The 18,178-nt window shown below is 69.6% G+C and carries 16 protein-coding genes; 11 read left to right on the top strand and 5 right to left on the bottom strand.

Annotated features, from left to right (window positions below; genetic code table 11):
• The 8 genes from ABGA98_RS41595 to ABGA98_RS41560 all read left to right on the top strand — a co-directional run bounded on the left by ABGA98_RS41595 (position 1) and on the right by ABGA98_RS41560 (position 9,974).
• Positions 1-561, top strand: coding sequence for a dihydrofolate reductase family protein (locus ABGA98_RS41595; RefSeq protein ID WP_347623986.1), 561 nt, complete (start codon positions 1-3; stop codon positions 559-561).
• A 103-nt stretch (positions 562-664) separates the two neighbouring features.
• Positions 665-1,363, top strand: a complete 699-nt coding sequence (locus tag ABGA98_RS41590; protein WP_347623985.1) for a FadR/GntR family transcriptional regulator — start codon at positions 665-667, stop codon at positions 1,361-1,363.
• Positions 1,364-1,405: 42 nt separating this feature from the next.
• A complete protein-coding gene (locus tag ABGA98_RS41585; protein ID WP_347623984.1) occupies positions 1,406-2,659 on the top strand; it encodes an ABC transporter substrate-binding protein in 1,254 nt (417 codons plus the stop codon).
• On the top strand, positions 2,656-3,507 hold the full coding sequence (locus ABGA98_RS41580) for a sugar ABC transporter permease (protein WP_347623983.1): 852 nt from the start codon (positions 2,656-2,658) through the stop codon (positions 3,505-3,507). Before ABGA98_RS41585 ends, ABGA98_RS41580 begins: the two co-directional genes overlap by 4 nt.
• Positions 3,504-4,313 carry a carbohydrate ABC transporter permease gene (locus ABGA98_RS41575; protein WP_347623982.1) on the top strand — a complete coding sequence of 270 codons (810 nt, stop codon included), beginning with the start codon at positions 3,504-3,506 and terminating at the stop codon, positions 4,311-4,313. The genes ABGA98_RS41580 and ABGA98_RS41575 overlap by 4 nt, the downstream gene beginning before the upstream one ends.
• Positions 4,313-7,297 (top strand): glycoside hydrolase family 38 C-terminal domain-containing protein, encoded by a 2,985-nt coding sequence (locus ABGA98_RS41570; protein WP_347623981.1) that lies wholly within the window; start codon positions 4,313-4,315, stop codon positions 7,295-7,297. Before ABGA98_RS41575 ends, ABGA98_RS41570 begins: the two co-directional genes overlap by 1 nt.
• The gene (locus tag ABGA98_RS41565) at positions 7,294-8,520 is read left to right on the top strand and encodes an enolase C-terminal domain-like protein (protein ID WP_347623980.1); all 1,227 of its coding nucleotides are present in this window, start codon (positions 7,294-7,296) and stop codon (positions 8,518-8,520) included. The genes ABGA98_RS41570 and ABGA98_RS41565 overlap by 4 nt, the downstream gene beginning before the upstream one ends.
• 17 nt (positions 8,521-8,537) lie before the next feature.
• Positions 8,538-9,974 carry a peptidase S10 gene (locus ABGA98_RS41560; protein WP_347623979.1) on the top strand — a complete coding sequence of 479 codons (1,437 nt, stop codon included), beginning with the start codon at positions 8,538-8,540 and terminating at the stop codon, positions 9,972-9,974.
• On the opposite strand, the gene ABGA98_RS41555 is transcribed toward ABGA98_RS41560, so the two are convergent.
• The 5 genes from ABGA98_RS41555 to ABGA98_RS41535 form a co-directional block, all read right to left on the bottom strand.
• On the bottom strand, positions 9,933-10,766 hold the full coding sequence (locus ABGA98_RS41555; RefSeq protein WP_347623978.1) for a hypothetical protein: 834 nt from the start codon (positions 10,764-10,766) through the stop codon (positions 9,933-9,935). The two genes, ABGA98_RS41560 and ABGA98_RS41555, sit on opposite strands and share 42 nt — an antisense overlap.
• 80 nt (positions 10,767-10,846) lie before the next feature.
• Positions 10,847-11,266 carry a peptidase inhibitor family I36 protein gene (locus tag ABGA98_RS41550; RefSeq protein WP_347623977.1) on the bottom strand — a complete coding sequence of 140 codons (420 nt, stop codon included), beginning with the start codon at positions 11,264-11,266 and terminating at the stop codon, positions 10,847-10,849.
• A gap of 232 nt (positions 11,267-11,498) precedes the next feature.
• A complete protein-coding gene (locus ABGA98_RS41545) occupies positions 11,499-12,269 on the bottom strand; it encodes an SDR family oxidoreductase (protein ID WP_347623976.1) in 771 nt (256 codons plus the stop codon).
• Entirely contained in the window at positions 12,266-13,276 is a 1,011-nt protein-coding gene (locus tag ABGA98_RS41540; RefSeq protein WP_347623975.1) for a DUF4432 family protein, read from the bottom strand. The genes ABGA98_RS41545 and ABGA98_RS41540 overlap by 4 nt, the downstream gene beginning before the upstream one ends.
• Positions 13,273-14,439, bottom strand: coding sequence for a DUF4185 domain-containing protein (locus tag ABGA98_RS41535; protein ID WP_347623974.1), 1,167 nt, complete (start codon positions 14,437-14,439; stop codon positions 13,273-13,275). Before ABGA98_RS41535 ends, ABGA98_RS41540 begins: the two co-directional genes overlap by 4 nt.
• Positions 14,440-14,553: 114 nt before the next feature.
• Here ABGA98_RS41535 and ABGA98_RS41530 point away from each other — a divergent pair, with 114 nt between their 5' ends.
• The 3 genes from ABGA98_RS41530 (at position 14,554) to ABGA98_RS41520 (ending at position 18,079) form a co-directional block, all read left to right on the top strand.
• On the top strand, positions 14,554-15,552 hold the full coding sequence (locus ABGA98_RS41530) for a teichoic acid biosynthesis protein C (protein ID WP_347623973.1): 999 nt from the start codon (positions 14,554-14,556) through the stop codon (positions 15,550-15,552).
• 52 nt (positions 15,553-15,604) lie between these two features.
• A complete protein-coding gene (locus tag ABGA98_RS41525) occupies positions 15,605-17,215 on the top strand; it encodes an ATP-binding cassette domain-containing protein (RefSeq protein WP_347623972.1) in 1,611 nt (536 codons plus the stop codon).
• A 63-nt stretch (positions 17,216-17,278) separates the two neighbouring features.
• Positions 17,279-18,079, top strand: coding sequence for a hypothetical protein (locus tag ABGA98_RS41520; RefSeq protein WP_347623971.1), 801 nt, complete (start codon positions 17,279-17,281; stop codon positions 18,077-18,079).
• Positions 18,080-18,178 lie beyond the last annotated feature (99 nt).

Genomic DNA, 18,178 nt, shown 5'->3' with positions numbered 1-18,178 from the left:
ATGCGAAAAGTCATCTACTGCATGATGGTGTCGCTCGACGGCTACGTTGAGGCGCCCGGCGGCGACATCGGCTGGACCGCCCCCGACGACGAGGTGCACGCGTTCTGCAACGACATGGCGCGCGGCATGGGGGGCGCCCTCTACGGCAGGCGCATGTACGAGAACATGTCCGCCTTCTGGCCCACGGCCGATCAGCATCCGGACGCCCCGCCGGTCGTCACGGACTTCGCGCGGGTCTGGCGGGCCATGCCGAAACACGTCTTCTCCAGGACGCTCGCCGAAGTGGGCTGGAACAGCACGCTCATGACCGGCGATGTCGAGGAGGAGGTCACGAGGCTGAAGCGGCAGGACGGCGGCGACCTGGAGGTGGGCGGGGCGACGCTGGCGCACAGCCTGGTGCGGCTCGGCCTGGTCGACGAGTTCCACCTGCTCATGCATCCGGTCGTGCTGGGCCAGGGCAAGCGGTTCTTCCCCGAACTCGCCGCCTCGGTCAGAACCCGCCTGGTCGAGAGCAGGGTGTTCGACTCCGGCGTCGTCTACCTCCGCCACCAGGTGATGTGACCCTTGCGCGCCGGCCTCCAATCCCTTGGGAAGGTGCATCCTTTGCCGTGAGTTCTGCTCGGCGCATAGACGCCGATGGGAATAAGTGATTAGATCACTTGATATGTCCGAGGTGACGCGGCCCACGCTTTCCGACGCTCTCACCGAGCGCATGCTGGAGCTCATCCGCAAGGGCGGGCACCGGCCAGGCGACAGGCTGCCCTCGACCAGGGAGCTCTCCCAGCGCTTCGCCGTCACCACCCCGACGTTGCGCGAGGCGCTGCGCAGGCTCGAGGCCACCGGCGCCATCGAGCTGCGGCACGGCTCCGGCATCTACGTCGGCGCCGCCATCGAGCGGCTGGTCCTGCCCAACCCCAACATGCGCGAGGTGCACGCCGCCCAGCTCGTCGAGCTGCTCGGGGCGCGGATCGTCATCGAGCCGCCGCTGGCCGCGATGGCCGCGCAACACGCGGAGGGCGAGGAGCTGGCCGCGCTCAAGGGCGTGCTCGACAGGGCGGGCAAGCACCTGCGCGGCGACGACGCCGAGCTGCACGAGGCGAACATGTCCTTCCACCGGGCGACCGCGCGGATGGCGGGCAACAGCGTGCTCCACGAGGTCGTCGACTCGCTGCTCCTCGTCCACGGGCCGGAGCAGCGGGAGATCCTGCAGATCTTCGACGACCGGCGGCGTGACTACGAAGAGCACCTGGCGATCCTGGAGGCCATCGAGGCGCGTGACGCGGCTCAGGCCGAGGAGCGCATGCGGGCCCATCTGGTCGAGGTCAGGACGGTCATAGAGCACAGGTTGCACCCCCCGGGTTGAACCCCCCGGTTGAACCCCCGATGGAAACAAGGAGGCCGGCCCATGTTCCGGTCACGTGTGGTCACGCTCGGCGTGGCGGCGCTCGTCCTGACCGCCTGCGGCGGCAACGGCGCCGACGCGCCGCGGGAGAAGAAGACCGAGCTGACGCTGTACAACGACAAGGGCGCCTGGACGAAGTACTTCGACGAGATGAGTGCTCTGTCCAAGCAGAGCGTCGGCCTGAGCATCAAGCCGACGGGATACACCGACTCGGCCCAGTACCAGGCGTTCATCAAGGCGTCGTTCCGCACCGACGTCAAGCCTGACCTGTTCACCTGGCAGACCGGGGGAATGCTGGAGCAGATCGTCAAGCAGAAGCAGGTGGCCGACACCTCGGCGATCTGGCAGGAGGCGATCAAGAACGGCGACCTGTCGAAAGACCTCATGCCCTACTACACGATCGGCGGCAAGCAGTACTGCGTGCCGATGAACGTCGCCTACTGGGGCATGTTCTACAACAAGAAGATCTTCGACAAGCACGGCCTGAAGCCCCCGGAGACCTGGGACGACCTCATCAGGACCGCCGACACGCTGAAGCAGAACGGCGTGAAGGCCTTCTACCACACCAGCGTGCTGTTCTCGTTCGTCTGGTTCGAGCAGCTCCTGGCCGGCACCGACCCCGACCTGTACGACCGCCTGTCCACCGGCGAGGCGAAGTACACCGACCCGGGTGTGGTGCAGGTGATGGAGAAGTGGAAGCAGCTGATCGACGCCGGCTACTTCATCAACCCGGGTGACAAGACCGACCCCGGCGACGTGATGAAGAACGGCAAGGCCGCCATGGTGTCGTTCGGCACCTGGTTCAACACCAGCATGACCCAGCGCGACCTCAAGGCCGGCGAGGACTACGACTTCTTCGTCATCCCCAACGTCAACCCCGCGCTGCCCAAGACCTCGATGATCTTCGAGAGCGGGCCGCTGTGCTCGCTGGTGAAGGCGGCCGACCCCGACGCCAGCACGAAGTACCTCAAGTGGTGGACGACCGCCGAGGCCCAGGAGAAGTGGGCGACGAGCCGGGGTGACGTGAGCGCCAACCCGAAGGTGGAGATCGCCGACAAGGCGCTCGGCGCCGTCACCAAGGACGCGGGCGGCGGGAAATACCGTCTGGTCAACCGCTACTTCGAGGCCACGCCGCCGCCCGTGCTGACGGCCGCGCTCGACGGGTTCAGCAAGTTCGTCACCCAGCCGGACTCGTACAAGGAGGTCCTGGAGACCATCCAGCAGGCCGCCGACGAGTACTGGAGCACGCATCAGTGAGCACACGTGCTCCTTTGCTCGGCCGCTTCAAGCACGGTTACGTCGCCCCGGCCGCCCTCCTGGTCGCGGGGCTGCTCTACGCGCCGTTCGTGTGGACGGCCTACCTGAGCCTGACCCGCTACGACGGGCTGGAGCCGCCCGCGTGGATCGGGCTGCGCAACTTCACCAAGCTGTTCGACGACCCGGCGCTGCTCACCTCGACCCGCAACACGCTGATCTGGGTGGTCGGCACGATGGTGCTGCCGGTCGGACTCGGGCTGCTGGTGGCGGTGTTGTCGTACGACCTGAAGGGCGGCGCCTGGTACCGCCTGCCGTTCATGTTGCCGTACGCGCTGAGCGGCGCCGGCCTCGCCATGGTGTGGAGCCCGATCCTGTCGCACGGCGGGATCGCCAACCTGATGCTCGGCGTGGACACCGCGTTCCTCCAGGACGCGCCCGCCAACACGGTCGCCATGCTGCTGGTCTGGACGTGGCAGCAGCTCGGCGTCAACACGCTGCTGTTCGTCGTGGGCCTGCAGTCGATCCCCAAGGAGCCCATCGAGGCCGCCCGGCTCGACGGCGCTTCGGGGTGGCGGCTGTTCCGGCACGTCATCTGGCCGCTGATGAGGCCGCTGACGGCCGTCGTGGTGGGGCTCGCGCTGGTGGCCGGGCTGAAGACGTTCGACATCGTGTGGGTGCTGACGCAGGGCGGGCCCGGCCGCAACTCGGAGACCCTCGCGGTGACGATGTACAAGGAGACGTTCGTGGCCAGCGACTACGGCTACGGGTCGGCGGTCGCGGTGATGCTGACCGTGGTCACGGGGCTGGCGTCGTACCTCTATCTCAAGAGGCAGGTGACCGCCACATGATCAGGCGTGCCGTGCTCGTCGTGCTCGGGCTGGTCTGGCTCGGGCCGACGTACCTGCTGCTGGTCAACGCCGCGCGCCCGGCCGGCTCGTACGATCCGGGCAGCGCGTGGGTGCCGTCCGGCGACTTCGCGCTGTTCGAGAACTTCGCGCGGGCGCTCGACAGCGCCGACCTGACCCAGAGCCTGGCCAGCACCGCGCTCTACAGCGTCGTCTCGCCGCTGCTCGGCGTGCTGGTGGGCGCGCTGGCCGGCTACACGATCGTGGTGCTGCGGCTGAGGTACGGGTTCTGGTGGTTCCTGCTGATCTTCGGCGGCACGATCTTCCCCTCGCAGATGTTGCTCGTGCCGCTCTTCGTCGGCTACAGCGACGCCGGCCTGTACGACTCCAGGCTCGGCATGATCCTCATCTACACGGCGATCAACGTGCCGCTGGCCGCGTTCGTGTTGCGCAACTTCTACTCCGGCGTGGCCTTCTCGATCTTCGAGGCCGCGCGGATGGACGGCGCGTCCACGTGGCGCGTCTTCTGGCGCATCTACCTGCCGATCTCGGCCAGCGCGCTGACCGCCGTGTTCATCCTCGAGTTCACCTTCATCTGGAACGACCTCATCTTCGGCCTGACCCTGACGCAGACCGAGGAGGTGCGGCCCGTGATGACCGCCATCGCCGGCCTCATGACCGACGTGTACGCCGGAACCCCGGTGCCCGTCGGCCTGGCGGCGGGCCTAGTGGTCTCGTTGCCGACGGTCGTGTTGTTCCTCGCCACCCAGCGCCTCTTCGCCAGGGGCCTGTCTCTAGGGAGTGTTTGATGACGAGCCGGTTGCTCCAGCGGAGCCTGGGCAGTCCCGACTATGACGGGATCAGGCAGGCGCTGCGCGACGACACCTCGACACCGGTGATCAGCGTGCGCGGGCTGGAGGTGCGGGTCTCGGTGTTGCCGCTGTTCACCCACGACGGCCGCCAGGCGGTCAGGGTGTCCAGCAGCCGGCCGCTCACGCACACGCTGGTGGATGTGGACAGCGCGGCGGGCAGCGACGTGACGCTGCTGGTGCCGGAGGTGGACGCGCCGCGCGAGCTGACGCTGGAGTGCCGCGACGACGCGGGCGTGGTCGGCTCGGCCAGGGTCACGGTGACGCCGCAGCGCAAGTGGAGTGTGTTCGTCGTGCACCACTCGCACCTGGACATCGGCTACACCGACCCGCAGGGCACGGTGCTCCGCCACCACCTCGACTACCTGGACGCGGCGCTGCGGCTGGCCGAGGAGACCTCGTCCTGGCCGGACGACGCCAAGTTCCGGTGGAGCGTCGAGTCGTCGATGCCGGCGCTGAAGTGGCTCGACGCGCGGCCGCCGGAGCTGGTCGAGGCGTTCGCCGCGCGGGCCCGCGAGGGCGTCATCGAGGTGACCGCGCTGCCGTTCCAGCTGCACACCGAGGCCTGCTCGACCGAGGAGCTGCACCGGCAGCTCCGCTTCACCTCCCAGCTCAAGGACCGGTACGGCTTCGCCACCACGTCCGCGATGCACACCGACGTGCCCGGCGCGGTCGTCGGCCTGGTCGACGCGCTCAGCGCGCACGGCGTGCGCTACCTGGCCGCGGCCCACAACTGGGCCGGCCGGTCGGTGCCCTACCTGCACGGCGGCGACAAGCTGACCAGGCCGTTCCGGTGGCGGGCGCCGAGCGGCAACGAGGTCATCGTGTGGTTCACGGACACGCCGCACGGCATGGCGTACATGGAGGGCAACACGGTCGGGCTGACCGACTCCTTCGAGCTGGCCGACGACCTGCTGCCGCGCTACCTGTCGGCGCTGGCCACGCGGGGCTACCCGTACGGGCCGGGCACCTTCGGGTGGCAGGGGCCGGACGCGCCCAAGGAGCCGTACGAGCTGGATGTGCTGCACCTGCGGGTGCAGGGGGCGCACGCCGACAACGCGGGCCCGTCGATCGTGCCGGCGTCGATCGCCCGCAGGTGGAACGAGAAGTGGGCCTACCCGCGCCTGCGCTCGGCCGCCAACAAGGACTTCTTCGAGCACGTCGAGGAGCGCTATCTCGACCGGCTCTCGGTGCACGAGGGCGACTGGACCGACTGGTGGGCCGACGGGCTCGGCTCGGGCGCGCGCCCGCTCGGCTACGTGCGCAGGGCCCAGTCGGCGCTGCGGGTGGCCGAGACGCTGCACACGCTGGCCGGCGAGGACGCCACCGAGCAGATCGACGCGGCCTACGACAAGGTGGCGTTGTTCAACGAGCACACGTGGGGCGCGGCCAACCCGTGGGAGGACGCCGAGGAAGCGGGCGACTCGGGCGGCCTGCAGTGGACGCGCAAGTCGTCGGGCGCCTACCAGGCCCAGGACGACGCGTCCGACCTGCTGCACGCCGCGACCCGCAGGTTCGCCGCCGCGCTGACGGGGGCAGGCGGGGAGCAGGGGACGGGCGGCGCGCTGGCCGCGTTCGCCGTCTTCAACCCCGGCACTCGGGCGCGCACCGACGTCGTGCGCGCGTTCCTGCCGAGGGACGTCGTGGGCGTGGACGTGCCGATCGCGCTGGTGGACGCGCGGACCGGGCGGACGCTGCCGCACCACGAGGAGCTGGTCGACCCGGTGGACTGGCCGACCCGGCCGATCGGGCGGCACGTGCACGCGGTCGTCGAGGACATCCCGGGGTACGGCTACGCCCGCCTCGACGTCGTGCCCGGCGAGACCCAGGCCCCCGAGCCGGTCGAGCCGGCCCTCGACGGGGTGATCGAGAACGAGTTCTACCGCGTGGCGTACGACGTGCGCGAGGGCTACGTCAGCTCGATCTTCGACAAGCGGGCGGGCCGCGAGCTGGTCAACGGCGAGGCCGCGGCCGGCTTCGGCCAGTACGTCTACGACCAGTACGCCACCGCCCCGCATTTCAACCACATGTCGGGACACGTGGGGGCGCATGACCGCACCCTGCTCGGCGACCGCGCCATCGGCAGGAACGCCGTCATCACCAAGGTCCAGCGCACCGCCGTGGGCGAGAAGCTCGTCGTGGAGCTGCGGGCCAAGGGCGTCGACTGGCTGCGCACCACGATCGAGCTGCACAACGGCGTGCCCAGGGTCGACCTGACCTACCAGCTCGCCAAGCAGGGCACCCCCTCGAAGGAGGCGGTCTTCCTGGCCTTCCCGTTCGCCGCGGGCCAGGCCACGGCCTGGGAGCTGACCGGCGGCGTCGGCGGCCCCGACGTGCCGCGGGTGCCCGGCTCGGCCGAGTACATGTTGCCGATCCGGCACTGGATCGCGTTCGAGGACCCCGAGCTGACCATCGCCTGGGCCACGCTGGAGGCGCCGCTGGTGCAGCTCGGCACCATCCACATGCCGTACGCGCCGTTCCCGCCGACCCTCGACCAGGAGGACGGCACGGTCTACTCGTGGGCGCTCAACAACATCTGGGACACGAACTTCCCCGCCCAGCAGCAGGGCGAGACCACGTTCCGCTACGCGGTCACCAGCGAGGCCGGAACTGGAGGCAGGCGGCTCGGGGCGGCGGTCGCCGCGGGGCTGACCGAGCCGTTCGTCGGCGCGCTCATCGGCGACGGCCCCGCCGCCACCGGGACGTACGTCTCCGTCGACCACCCCGACGTGCTGGTCACGTCGCTCGGGCGGTCGGGTGACGAGCGCGTGGTGCGGCTCCAGTCGCTGGCCGCCGAGCCGGTCGAGGCGACGGTGACGTTGCCGGGCCTGCGCTCGGCCCGCGGGCTGGACGTGGTGGACGAGTCGGTCAAGGTACGGCTGCCCGCCTGCGGGGTCGCCGTTGTCTGGGGGACGTGCGCGTGAAGATCGTTGACATCAGGGCCACGACGGTCGCGGTCCCGCTCGAAGCGCCGCTGCGGCACAGCAACGGCGCGCACTGGGGGCGGTTCGTCCGCACGATCGTCGAGGTCGAGGCCGACAACGGGCTGATCGGCCTGGGGGAGATGGGCGGCGGAGGCGAGAGCGCGGAGTCGGCCTTCCGCGCGCTCATGCCGTACCTGAAGGATCATGATCCCTTCCAGCTGGAGGCGCTCCGCTTCAAGATCGCCAACCCGACGGCCTCGCTCTACAACAACAGGACCCAGCTGCTGGCCGCCATCGAGTTCGCCTGCGTCGACCTCATCGGGCAGCACCTCGGCGTGCCCGCCAGCGACCTGCTGGGCGGGCGCGTCCGCGACGCCGTCCCGTTCGCCTCCTACCTGTTCTTCCGGTACGCCGCCGAGGGCCACGCCGAGATCCGCACGCCCGACCAGCTCGTCGCGCACACCGCGGAGCTCAAGGCGGCGCACGGGTTCACCGTGCACAAGCTCAAGGGCGGCGTGTTCCCGCCGGATCACGAGCTGGAGTGTTACCGGGCGCTGGCCGAGGCGTTCCCCGGCGACCGGCTCAGGTACGACCCGAACGCCGTGTTGTCGGTGGCGGAGGGCCTGCGCTTCGGCCGGGCCATCGAAGGGCTCAACAACGACTACCTGGAGGACCCGGTCTGGGGGCTCGAAGGGCTGCGGGCCGTGCGCGAGCAGGTCAGGGTGCCGCTGGCGACCAACACGGTCGTGGTCAACTTCGAGCAGCTCGCCTCCAACGTGCTGCGCAGGGCCGCCGACGTGGTGCTGCTCGACACGACCTTCTGGGGCGGCATCCGGCCGTGCGTGAAGGCGGCAGGGGTGTGCGAGACCTTCCAGATCGGGGTGGCCGTGCACTCGTCGGGCGAGCTCGGCATCCAGCTCGCCACCATGCTCCACCTCGGCGCGGTGCTGCCGAACCTCACCTACTCCGCCGACGCGCACTACCACCAGCTGCGCGACGACGTGATCGAGGGCGGCAAGATGGCGTACTCGGAGGGCGCCATCGCCGTGCCCGACGGCCCAGGGCTGGGCGTGCGGCTCGACAGGGAGCGGGTGGCGCAATACGCCGAGCTCTACCGCGAGATGGGCGGCTACCCGTACGACCGCGACCCCGGCCGGCCCGGCTGGTACGCCACCGTGCCCAACGCGCGCTTCGCCGACCCCACCGTCGCGTCCGTGGAATAGCACCATAATGATGCGGTATGTCTGAACCCTCGCGGCCCGCCCCGCCCGCCGACAACCTGGTCACCACCTCCCACACCCTGCCGTCGGGGGAGCGGTACACCGCCACCGCCGGCACGATCGTGCTGCGCGAGGAGGTCTACACCGACGGCGCCTTCGACGGCCTGCGCCCCAAGGCCGAGATGTTCGTCACCGCGTACACGCTGGACGGCGCCGACCCGCCGACCCGGCCGGTGACGTTCGCCTTCAACGGCGGCCCCGGATCGTCGAGCGTGTGGCTGCACCTCGGCGTGCTCGGGCCGCGCCGGGTCGTCATGGGGGACGCGGGCGCGCTCCTGCCTCCCCCGTACGGCCTGGCCGACAACGAGGAGAGCCTGCTGGCGGTGAGCGACCTGGTCTTCATCGACCCCGTCTCCACCGGCTACTCGCGGGCGGCCGAGGGGGAGAAGGCGGAGCCGTACCACGGGTTCACCGGCGACCTGGAGTCGGTCGGCGAGCTCATCAGGCTGTGGACCACCAGGAACGCGCGGTGGATGTCACCGAAGTTCCTGGCGGGCGAGTCGTACGGCACGGTCAGGGCCGCCGGGCTGGCCGAGCACCTGCAGTCGCGCTACGGCATGTACATCAACGGCGTGATGCTGATCTCCTCGGTGCTCGACTTCATCACCGGCGAGTTCAACGAGGGCAACGACCTGGCCCACGCCCTCTACCTGCCGACCTACGCGGCCATCGCCCACTACCACGGGCTGCACGGCGACCGGCCGCTGGCCGACGTGCTGCGCGAGGCCGAGGCGTTCGCCGAGCGCGACTACCCGTGGGCGCTGGCCCGCGGCAACCGGCTCACCGCCGACGAGCGCGCGTCCGCCGTGGCCAGGATCGCCTCGCTGACCGGGCTCAGCGAGGACTACGTCGACCGGGTGAACCTGCGGATCGAGCACATCCGGTTCTTCACCGAGCTGCTGCGCCCGCGCCGCCAGGTCGTCGGCCGCCTCGACGGGCGCTTCACCGGCTGGGACCCCGACGCGGGGCGCGAACACTTCTTCGCCGACCCCAGCTCCAACGCGATCATGGGGCCGTTCAGCGCCGCACTCAACCACTACCTGCGCGCGGAACTCGGGTACGCCAGCGACCTGGCGTACGAGGTGCTCACCTCGCGGGTCTACCCGTGGTCGTTCAAGGAGTTCGAGGGCGCGCACGTCAGCGTCACCGACAAGCTGGCCGCCGCCATGCGCGCCAACCCGCACCTGCGCGTGCACGTGGCCAGCGGCTACCACGACGGCGCGACCCCCTACTACGCCGCCGAGCACGCCCTCGCCCACCTGCCGGTGCCCGCGGAGCTGGCCGCCAACGTCGAGTTCAAGTACTACGAGGCCGGCCACATGATGTACGTCCACGAGCCCAGCAGGCTGCGCCAGTCAGCCGACCTCGCCGCTTTTGTGCTGGGCCAGCAGGCTTGACGCCCGTTTCAGCCGCTGCTTGAGGTTGGCGCGGAGCGCGGCGAACCGTCCGGGATTGTCGGCGATGACTTGCTGCTGCAGTTCGGCGTCGGCTCCGTACCAGGCCAGCACGAGGCCCGACGACCACTTGCACCGGGTGTCGGCGGTCGCCGTCTGCTTCTCCTCCTCGGTGACCTCCGGATCGTCCAGGTTCCAGCGGCTGTCGGCGATGGCCGCCTCCGGCGACGGGTAGGAGTGGCCGGCCTGGCTCATGCACGACTGCCAGCGCCTGACCGCCTCCTTCACCGCGGGGTCCTTGGCCGCCTGCTCCAGCGTGAGCGAGTCCTGCAGCGACAACCACGGCCAGTCCGCCTTGCGTGCCCCCTTGTCCAGGGCCTGCGTCGCGCGGTCCAGGCAGCCGCGGTCGGCGGCGGTGCCGTACAGGCGGTGGCGGACCGGCTTGGGCAGCTTGGCGGCCCACGCGCCGGTCGTGTCGGGAGAGGGCGGCCTGGCCAGGTGGTAGCCGTACTGCTTGGCCGCCTCGATGTCCGAGACACCGTAGCGGCGGGAGTTGCCGGGATCCACCGCGGCGATCGTGTCGGCGTCCTCGGCGGGTGGGGTGACGGTGTCGCCCCGCTCGCGCATGCACTGGACGACGAGATGGTTGTGGGCATTGCCCAGAACGGCCCGCTGCTTGGGAGTGGTCTTGTAGGCGTCGAACGGCAGCACCAGCTGCGTCATTTCGGCGGTGTCACTGCCGGGCGCCGCAGGGGCGGCGGGCTCGTCGGCGGCACAGGCCGCGGCCGACGCCACCAGCAGCAGCGTGCTCGCGAGGACCCCCCGGCGACCGGTTTCCGGCGGCCAAGCCCGGAAACCGGCACTCCCGTCATTTCTCAGCGGCACCAGATGTCGATCGCGCTGGTGCGGTTGTTGCCGATGGCGTTGTTCGACAGGTAACCGTCGTTCGAGTTGTGCGTGAACGTGCTGTGCGCGCCGGTGTAGCCGGGGTGCTGCCACAGGGTGGCGCTGCAGCCGACCCGGTTCCTGACCGAGCTGGTCTCGTTGTCCATGCTGTGCCAGGTGTTGCTGAAGTCCCAGTTCAGCCAGTTGTTGTCGGCAAGGTTGGAGTCGTCCTTGACGAAGTCACGCCAGTGGTCGATCTGGCCGCGGTTGTAGTCGAAGCCCGCGTACAGGCAGACACGACCGCCGTAGCAGGTCGAGCGGGGGCTCGCCACCGCGGTGGCCGCGGGGGCGACCACGGTGAACATCGCGGCCACGGCGACGATGCCGGCGGCCTTCTTGGATAGCCTCACAGGTCTCTCCTCGATCGGTGAGTCGTTTTCGACCTCGGTAACGTGGCGTGCCGAATCGAACACGAGTCGTGGTGACTCGCCGATCCCGTAAGGGCTGTGCGCCCGTGCGAGGTCGCGTGCCCCGGCCCGCCGACTCACTCGTATCAGTCCTGTGACGTGGCCTTTCGTCGCGTTGACGGAACTGTTGCCGGCTCTGGTGCGCCGGTGGAGGAACCCGTGGGCTCCGCTCGACCTACTCCGGAAGCGCCGCCGGGTTCTGGGCCAGCAGCCCGCCGTCCACGCGGTGCTCGGCCCCGGTGATGAACGACGCGCGCGGGCCCGCCAGGAACGCCACCATCTCGGCCACCTCATCGGGCTTGGCCACGCGGCCCAGCGGGTGGGAGCGGCCCCACTGCGCCACCTGCTCCTCCTGCGACAGCTCGCCGCGCCACAGGTCGGCCGCCCAGCGCAACATCGGCGTGTCCACCGAGCCGGGGCAGACCACGTTCACCCTGATCCCGTCGGCCGCGTGGTCGAGCGCCATGGCCCTGGTCAGGCCGTTGAGCGCGGCCTTGCTCGCGGTGTAGGCGGCCACCTGGGCCTGCGAGGAGAACGCCTGGACCGACGACATGATCACGATCGAGCCGCCGCCGCGGGCCCGCAGCCTCGGCACCGCGGCTTTGCACGCGAGATAGACGCCCTTGAGGTTGATGTCGAGCACCTCGTCCCAGACCTCCTCAGGGGTGTCCTCGACCGTGCCGTAGCGCTGCACGCCCGCGCAGGTCACCACGATGTCGAGCCCGCCGAACCTGGCCACGGCCAGGTCCACGAGGCCGCGCATGGCGCCGGCGCTGCGGACGTCGGCGATCCTGCCGACGACGTGCTCGCTGTCGAGCTCGGCGCTCTGGTCGGCGCCGCAGAAGACCACGGACGCCCCACCGTCGGCCAGCCGGTCGACCACCGCCCGGCCGATGCCCATCGAGCCGCCCGTCACCAGCGCGACTTTCCCGCCGAACTCGCTCATGCCAGCACCTCCGCGCGCAACCGCAGTTCTTTCGTCTCGTGGGGGTTCAGGGTGAGGGCCGTGCCGTTGGCGACGGCGGCGGCCAGGCCGTCGGTGGGCATGCTGGAGAAGGGTTCGAGGCCGACCGTGTAGGCCCGTCCCCACCAGGGATAGCCGGTCGACGCGCCGAGCTCCTGCCACATCCACAGGTACGGCAGGAGCGTCGCATCCCACTCCACCCGCATGCCGATATCCCCGGAAATCTCGTACCAACCCTCGTCGAAGCCGGTCAGGTACACGATGTCGCTCGGCGCACCCCGTTCCGGCACCACGCTCAGGTCCGTCTCGCCGCCCCCGTCCGCCGGCACGACCGGCCACTGCCAGGGCCCGCCCGCCTGGACCCGCCGCCCGCCGGGGCCGATCGCGCTCTCGTGCGGGATCACGGTGACGCCCTCGGGAAGCCTGATCCTGGCGCCCGGCCGCAGGAACGGCAGGCCGTACACGATGTGCCGGCCCCACATGGCGTGCAGCGGGAGGTCCGACTCGTTGGTGGCCCGTCCTTCGATCTCCAGCGCCACCGTGCCCGACCGCAGCCGGAAGACCTTCTCCACCGCGTACGGCAGCCGCCGCGTGCGCACGCGCAGCCGCACCGCGACCTCCTCCTCGGAGTCGGCCACGACCTGGCACTCCCACGGCAACCCCGAGACCTCGCCGTGCTGGGCCAGCCGCGCGCCCCGGTATTCGCTCGGCGCGCCGCCGCTGGGGAAGACCTCCTGCCAGCCGCCCTCGTAGTGGTCGACGAACTGGGCGACGTCGTCGGCCGCTCCCTGGAGGTGGTCGCGCGGGTTGCGCAGGCCCTGCGGGGAGAGCCAGACGAAGTCGGTGTCGGTGGGCTTGTGCAGGAACTCGACCACGTCGCCGCCCTTGTCCGGCACGACCGTCACGCGCAGCCGTTCGTTCTCCAGCACGACCGCCCGCAGCCCGTCGATCGTGACGTGCCGCAGGCGGGCCGCCCAGTTACGCCTCACTCGAACGTCACATCCAGGAATCGGGGCCGGTAGATCGACACGTCACGGTAGTGGTCGGTGTTCACGAAGCTGTTGACGTTGTACGAGATCACGAGCCCGTCGCCCGCCACGTCGGGATGCGCGTGGGCGTTGTAGGTGAAGACGTCGCCCTTGGTCTCGGGGGTCGTGTACACGTGTTGCTTGCCGGTGAACGGTCCGGCCGGTGAGCAGGAGGAGTAGGCGACGATGTTCGGGTTGAGCGCCTCGGTGGTGTCATGAGTGATCAGGACATATCCGGATCCGACCTTGCTGACGCTGTACTCGTTCGCCACCCCGCTCATCACCCGCGCCGAGTCGGCCTCGTCGGGTGACCAGGTGCCGTCCGCCTTGAGATATTCCCAGCGGCCCAGCAGGCTCTGCCCCTTGACCCTGGCGACGTGCATGTACTTCGGCGAACCGAGATCCTCCACGCCGTAGACGTAGGTGTACCCGCCGTCCTTCAGGGTCGCCGAAGCCCACGAGACGCCGTGCCCCGAGGGCAGGTCGTGCACGCTGATCGGCTCGTCGAGCCGCCCGGGGGCGAACCTGGCCACCACGTTGCGGTGCCAGCGCCAGTCCCACGCGCCGTCGCCGAAGCGCTCGTACTCCTGGTAGGTGACCTCCACGATCCCCCCGGCCAGCGTCGCGTCACCGGCCCAGAACCAGTGGTTCTCGTCGCGCGGCGGCATCACCGCGGTCGGCTTCTCGGCGGTGCCGTCGTAAATCGTGGACAGCCTGCCGTCGCGCTCGACGGCGAACGTGTTGTTCAGGAAGACGGTCGTGCCACCCTCCTCGACCACGGGCGGTCGGGAGCCGTCGGGGTTGACCTGGCCGAGGAAGGTGTCGGAGAAGATCCACAACTCCTTGCCGCCAGGCAGCCTGAGCGAATAGGTGCCGTCGGCGCCCGTCCAGTCGTCCAGGCGGCTGTTGTCGTTGCCGTAGGTGGTGAACAACGTGGTCAGGCGGGCGTTCGTGGTGGCGCCCGCGACGGTCGGGGCGCACTCGGAGGCGGCGGTGGCGGGCTGCTCCTGCGGTGCGGCGGAGGGCGCAGGTTTGGGAGGCGCGGCCCAGACCGGCTGCGGCACGGCCGTCAGGCCGGCCAACGCGATGGCGAGGGGTGCGAGGGCAGAGCGGAATCGCGTCATCACTGGTCCTTGGGGGAGGAGGCTCCCTACAGTTCTAGTCATTAGATCACTTGCTGTCCAGAGTCTCCGGATCACACCTGAAACTGAGGTCGCCACCCGCTACAGTGACGCCGCGTGCTGATCACAGCAGAACGGATGGTGAAGATGTCCTTCCACATGCCGGTCACCCGTCGAGGCCTGCTCAGGATCGGGGCGGGCGCCGCCGCCACGGCCGTGGCGGGCGCCGGAGCCGCGACAGCCGCCACAGCCGCCTCGGCTGAGGGCCGCTTCCAGCTGACCGCCCCCTCCAGCCCGCTGATCTGGAAGAAAGCGCTGCGCGACGAGACCGTGCTGCAGTCGTTCGCCTTCGACAACGACAACGGTCACATCTACACCGTCCAGGTGAAGAACGGCAGCGGTTCCAACGCCGCGGGTGACCTGTGCCTGACCAAGCTGAGCCTGAGCGGCTCGGTCCTCGGCCACATGTACCTCATGGGCTTCGGCCACGGCGTGCAGATCGGGGTCGAGCCGTCAGGGAGTTCGGCGTACCTGTGGACCGAGACCGACGCGGTGAGCGACGGCGACTCCGCCAGGGGAAGCAGGCTGGCGCGCTTCAAGTTCGTCAACGGGCAGACGCTGACGAGGTCGTCGTCGGCGCTCACCAAGTTCAGCCCGATCTCCGGAGCGGTCAACACCACCTGCGCGATCGACCCTTCGACCGACCGGCTGGTCATGCGCTACCACGACGGCAACTCCTTCCGCTTCGCGGTGTTCTCGCTGGCCGCGCTCAAGTCCGGCTCGGCCGACCCGATCCACGACGTGCCGCAGCTGTCGGGCCTGGGCACCTTCCAGGGGTACGCCCCCTACGGCGACTTCGTCTACATCCTGACCGGCAACGCCTACAGTGACGCCAACCCGCCGCCCGGCAACTCGTTCATCACGTGCCTCGACCTGCGCACGGGCAGCCGCGTCCAGCGGGCGCGCACCGAGGCGGGCAGGTCGCTCGACTTCCGTGAGCCGGAGGGCATGGCCATCCAGCTCACCTCCGGCGGTCCTCGCCTGTGCCTGGGGCTCGCCTCGGGCGTACCGAAGGCCCGCAAGGCCAGCATCTTCTACAAGACCGAGCTTGTCTGAGCGGCCGGAAAAGGTGATGCTCCGCCACGAACCGGCCCGGTAGCCTGCGCGCATGGGCCACGTCGAAGTAGGACATCTGACATACGTGCTGCCCGACGGGCGGCCCCTGCTCAACGACGTGTCCTTCCGGATCGGCGAAGGCGTGAAGGCGGCGCTGGTCGGGCCCAACGGCGCGGGCAAGACCACGCTCATGCGGCTGATCGCCGGCGACCTCCAGCCGGTCGAGGGCACCGTGGCCGGCTCGGGCGGGCTGGGCGTGATGCGCCAGTTCATCGGCAGCGTGCGCGACGGCAGCGACGTGCGCGCCCTGCTGCTGGGCGTCGCGCCGCCCGCCGTGCGGCAGGCGGCCGAGCGGCTCGACGAGGCCGAGCTGGCGATGATGGAGCGCGACGACGAGAAGACGCAGATGCGTTACGCGCAGGCCATCAGCGACTACACCGACGCCGGCGGCTACGACATCGAGGTGCTCTGGGACACCTGTACGGTGGCCGCGCTCGGCGTGCCGTACGAACGGGTGAAATATCGCGACGTGGCCACCCTGTCGGGCGGTGAGCAGAAGCGGCTGGTCCTGGAGGCGCTGCTGCGCGGCCCCGACCAGACCCTGCTGCTCGACGAGCCCGACAACTACCTCGACGTGCCCGGCAAGGAATGGCTGGAGCAGCAGCTCAAGGAGACGCCGAAGACGGTGTTGCTGGTCAGCCACGACCGCCAGCTGCTGGCCAACGCGGCCGACCGGATCGTCACCGTCGAGTCGGGCGGCATCTGGATCCACGGCGGAGGGTTCGCCACCTACGCCGAGGCGCGCAGGGCCCGCAACGAGCGGCTCGACGAGCTGCGCAGGCGCTGGGACGAAGAGCACGCCAAGCTCAAGGCCCTGGTCACCATGTTGAAGAACAAGGCGCGCTACAACGACGGCATGGCCCCCGCCTACCACGCCGCGCAGACGCGGCTGCGCAAGTTCGAGGAGGCGGGGCCGCCGGAGGTGGCGCCGGGCGAGCAGAACATCAAGATGCGCCTGCGGGGCGGCCGCACGGGCAAGCGCGCGGTCATCTGCGAAGGGCTGGAGCTCAGCGGGCTGATGCGCCCGTTCGACCTGGAGGTCTGGTATTCCGAGCGCGTCGCGGTGCTCGGCTCCAACGGCTCGGGCAAGTCCCACTTCCTGCGCCTGCTGGCGGGCGAGCAGGTCCGTCACGAGGGCGTGGCCAGGCTGGGCGCCCGCGTCGTGCCGGGCCACTTCGCCCAGACGCATGCCCGGCCCGAACTGCTCGGCCGCACCCCTGTCGACATCGTCATGACCGAGCACGCCCGGCTGAAGAACGAAGCCATGAAGGCGCTGGCCCGCTACGAGCTGGCGGGCAGGGTCGCGGAGCAGCGCTTCGAATCGCTCTCGGGCGGGCAGCAGGCACGCCTGCAGATCCTGCTGCTGGAGCTGTCGGGGGCCACGCTGCTGCTGCTGGACGAGCCGACCGACAACCTCGACCTGGCCAGCGCAGAGGCGCTGCAGGCGGGGCTGGAGGCGTTCGACGGCACGGTGCTGGCGGTGACCCACGACCGCTGGTTCGCCGCCGACTTCGACCGCTTCCTGGTCTTCGGCTCCGACGGCACGGTCTACGAGTCGCCCGAGCCGGTCTGGGACGAGTCCAGGGTCGTGCGTCCGCGTTAAAGACTTGGTACGGCAGGCGCGTGTCCTCTGCCATCCGTGCCATGCACGGGTTATCACGGCAAAGTGATCCCGCGTAGCCGAACCGTCAGCCTCCTCGCACTCGGGGCGATCTGCCTCACCGGGTGCGCGAGCGAGGAACAACCCGTACAAGAGCTCAAGCCGCTCGCTCTCAAGGAGCAGGTCTCCAATATCGTCAAATCCGCCGACGGATATGCCGTCAACTGGGCCGGCGTGCTCAGCAACACCAATCCATGGCATTTCGGCGAGCACGTGGTGGCCACGATCGTCGGGCACGACACCAAGGGCACCGAGGTGGTCAGGATGGACCAGCCGCTCGACGCCGTGCCGCCGGGCGGGTCGCTGGCCTTCACCGGCCAGGCCACCGCCACCGAGAAGCCGGCCAAGGTGACGATCCAGTACCGTCCCGCGCAGTGGCGGCTGGCGGCGCGCATCCCGTCGGCGTTCCGGGAGTTTCCCATCACCCGGACTCAGACATTGCGCCAGAAAGACGGCTCATACCTTATTACCGGGTATGTTGACAATCCTTATCGGACGGCGGCGAGCAGCCTCGTCGTCAACGCGCTGCTGCGCGACAAATCAGGCAAACTTCTGGCCGGCGGCAGCACGTTCGTGGATGACGTGAAAGCGGGCCGCCCGCCGCGCTTCATCCTCACGGTGTCGGGGGTGCCCGCGCGCACCAAGGTGGCCAAGACCCAGATCGTGGCGCGGACCTGGGGATCGACCGGCCGTCCTTACGAGGATCTGGCACTCGGCGGCGCCCTGCCGGTGCACACGGTCAAGCCGACGACAGAGCCGTTCGCAGTGGACCGGAGCACTGAGATCGTCTCCAAGTACAAGCAATGATTTTCTGCTCTAAAGCTCGATAAATCAGGTCGAAGAGGTCGCAATGAGAGTAAAGGAGGCACAGAGGGCTATCGCGAATATTCATCAGGAACCCGAACA

Origin of the sequence: Nonomuraea sp. B1E8 (assembly GCF_039871515.1) — a bacterium.
GTDB lineage: Bacteria > Actinomycetota > Actinomycetes > Streptosporangiales > Streptosporangiaceae > Nonomuraea.
Note: the sequence above shows the minus strand (reverse complement) of the source record. Positions and strands in the feature narration are given on the sequence as shown.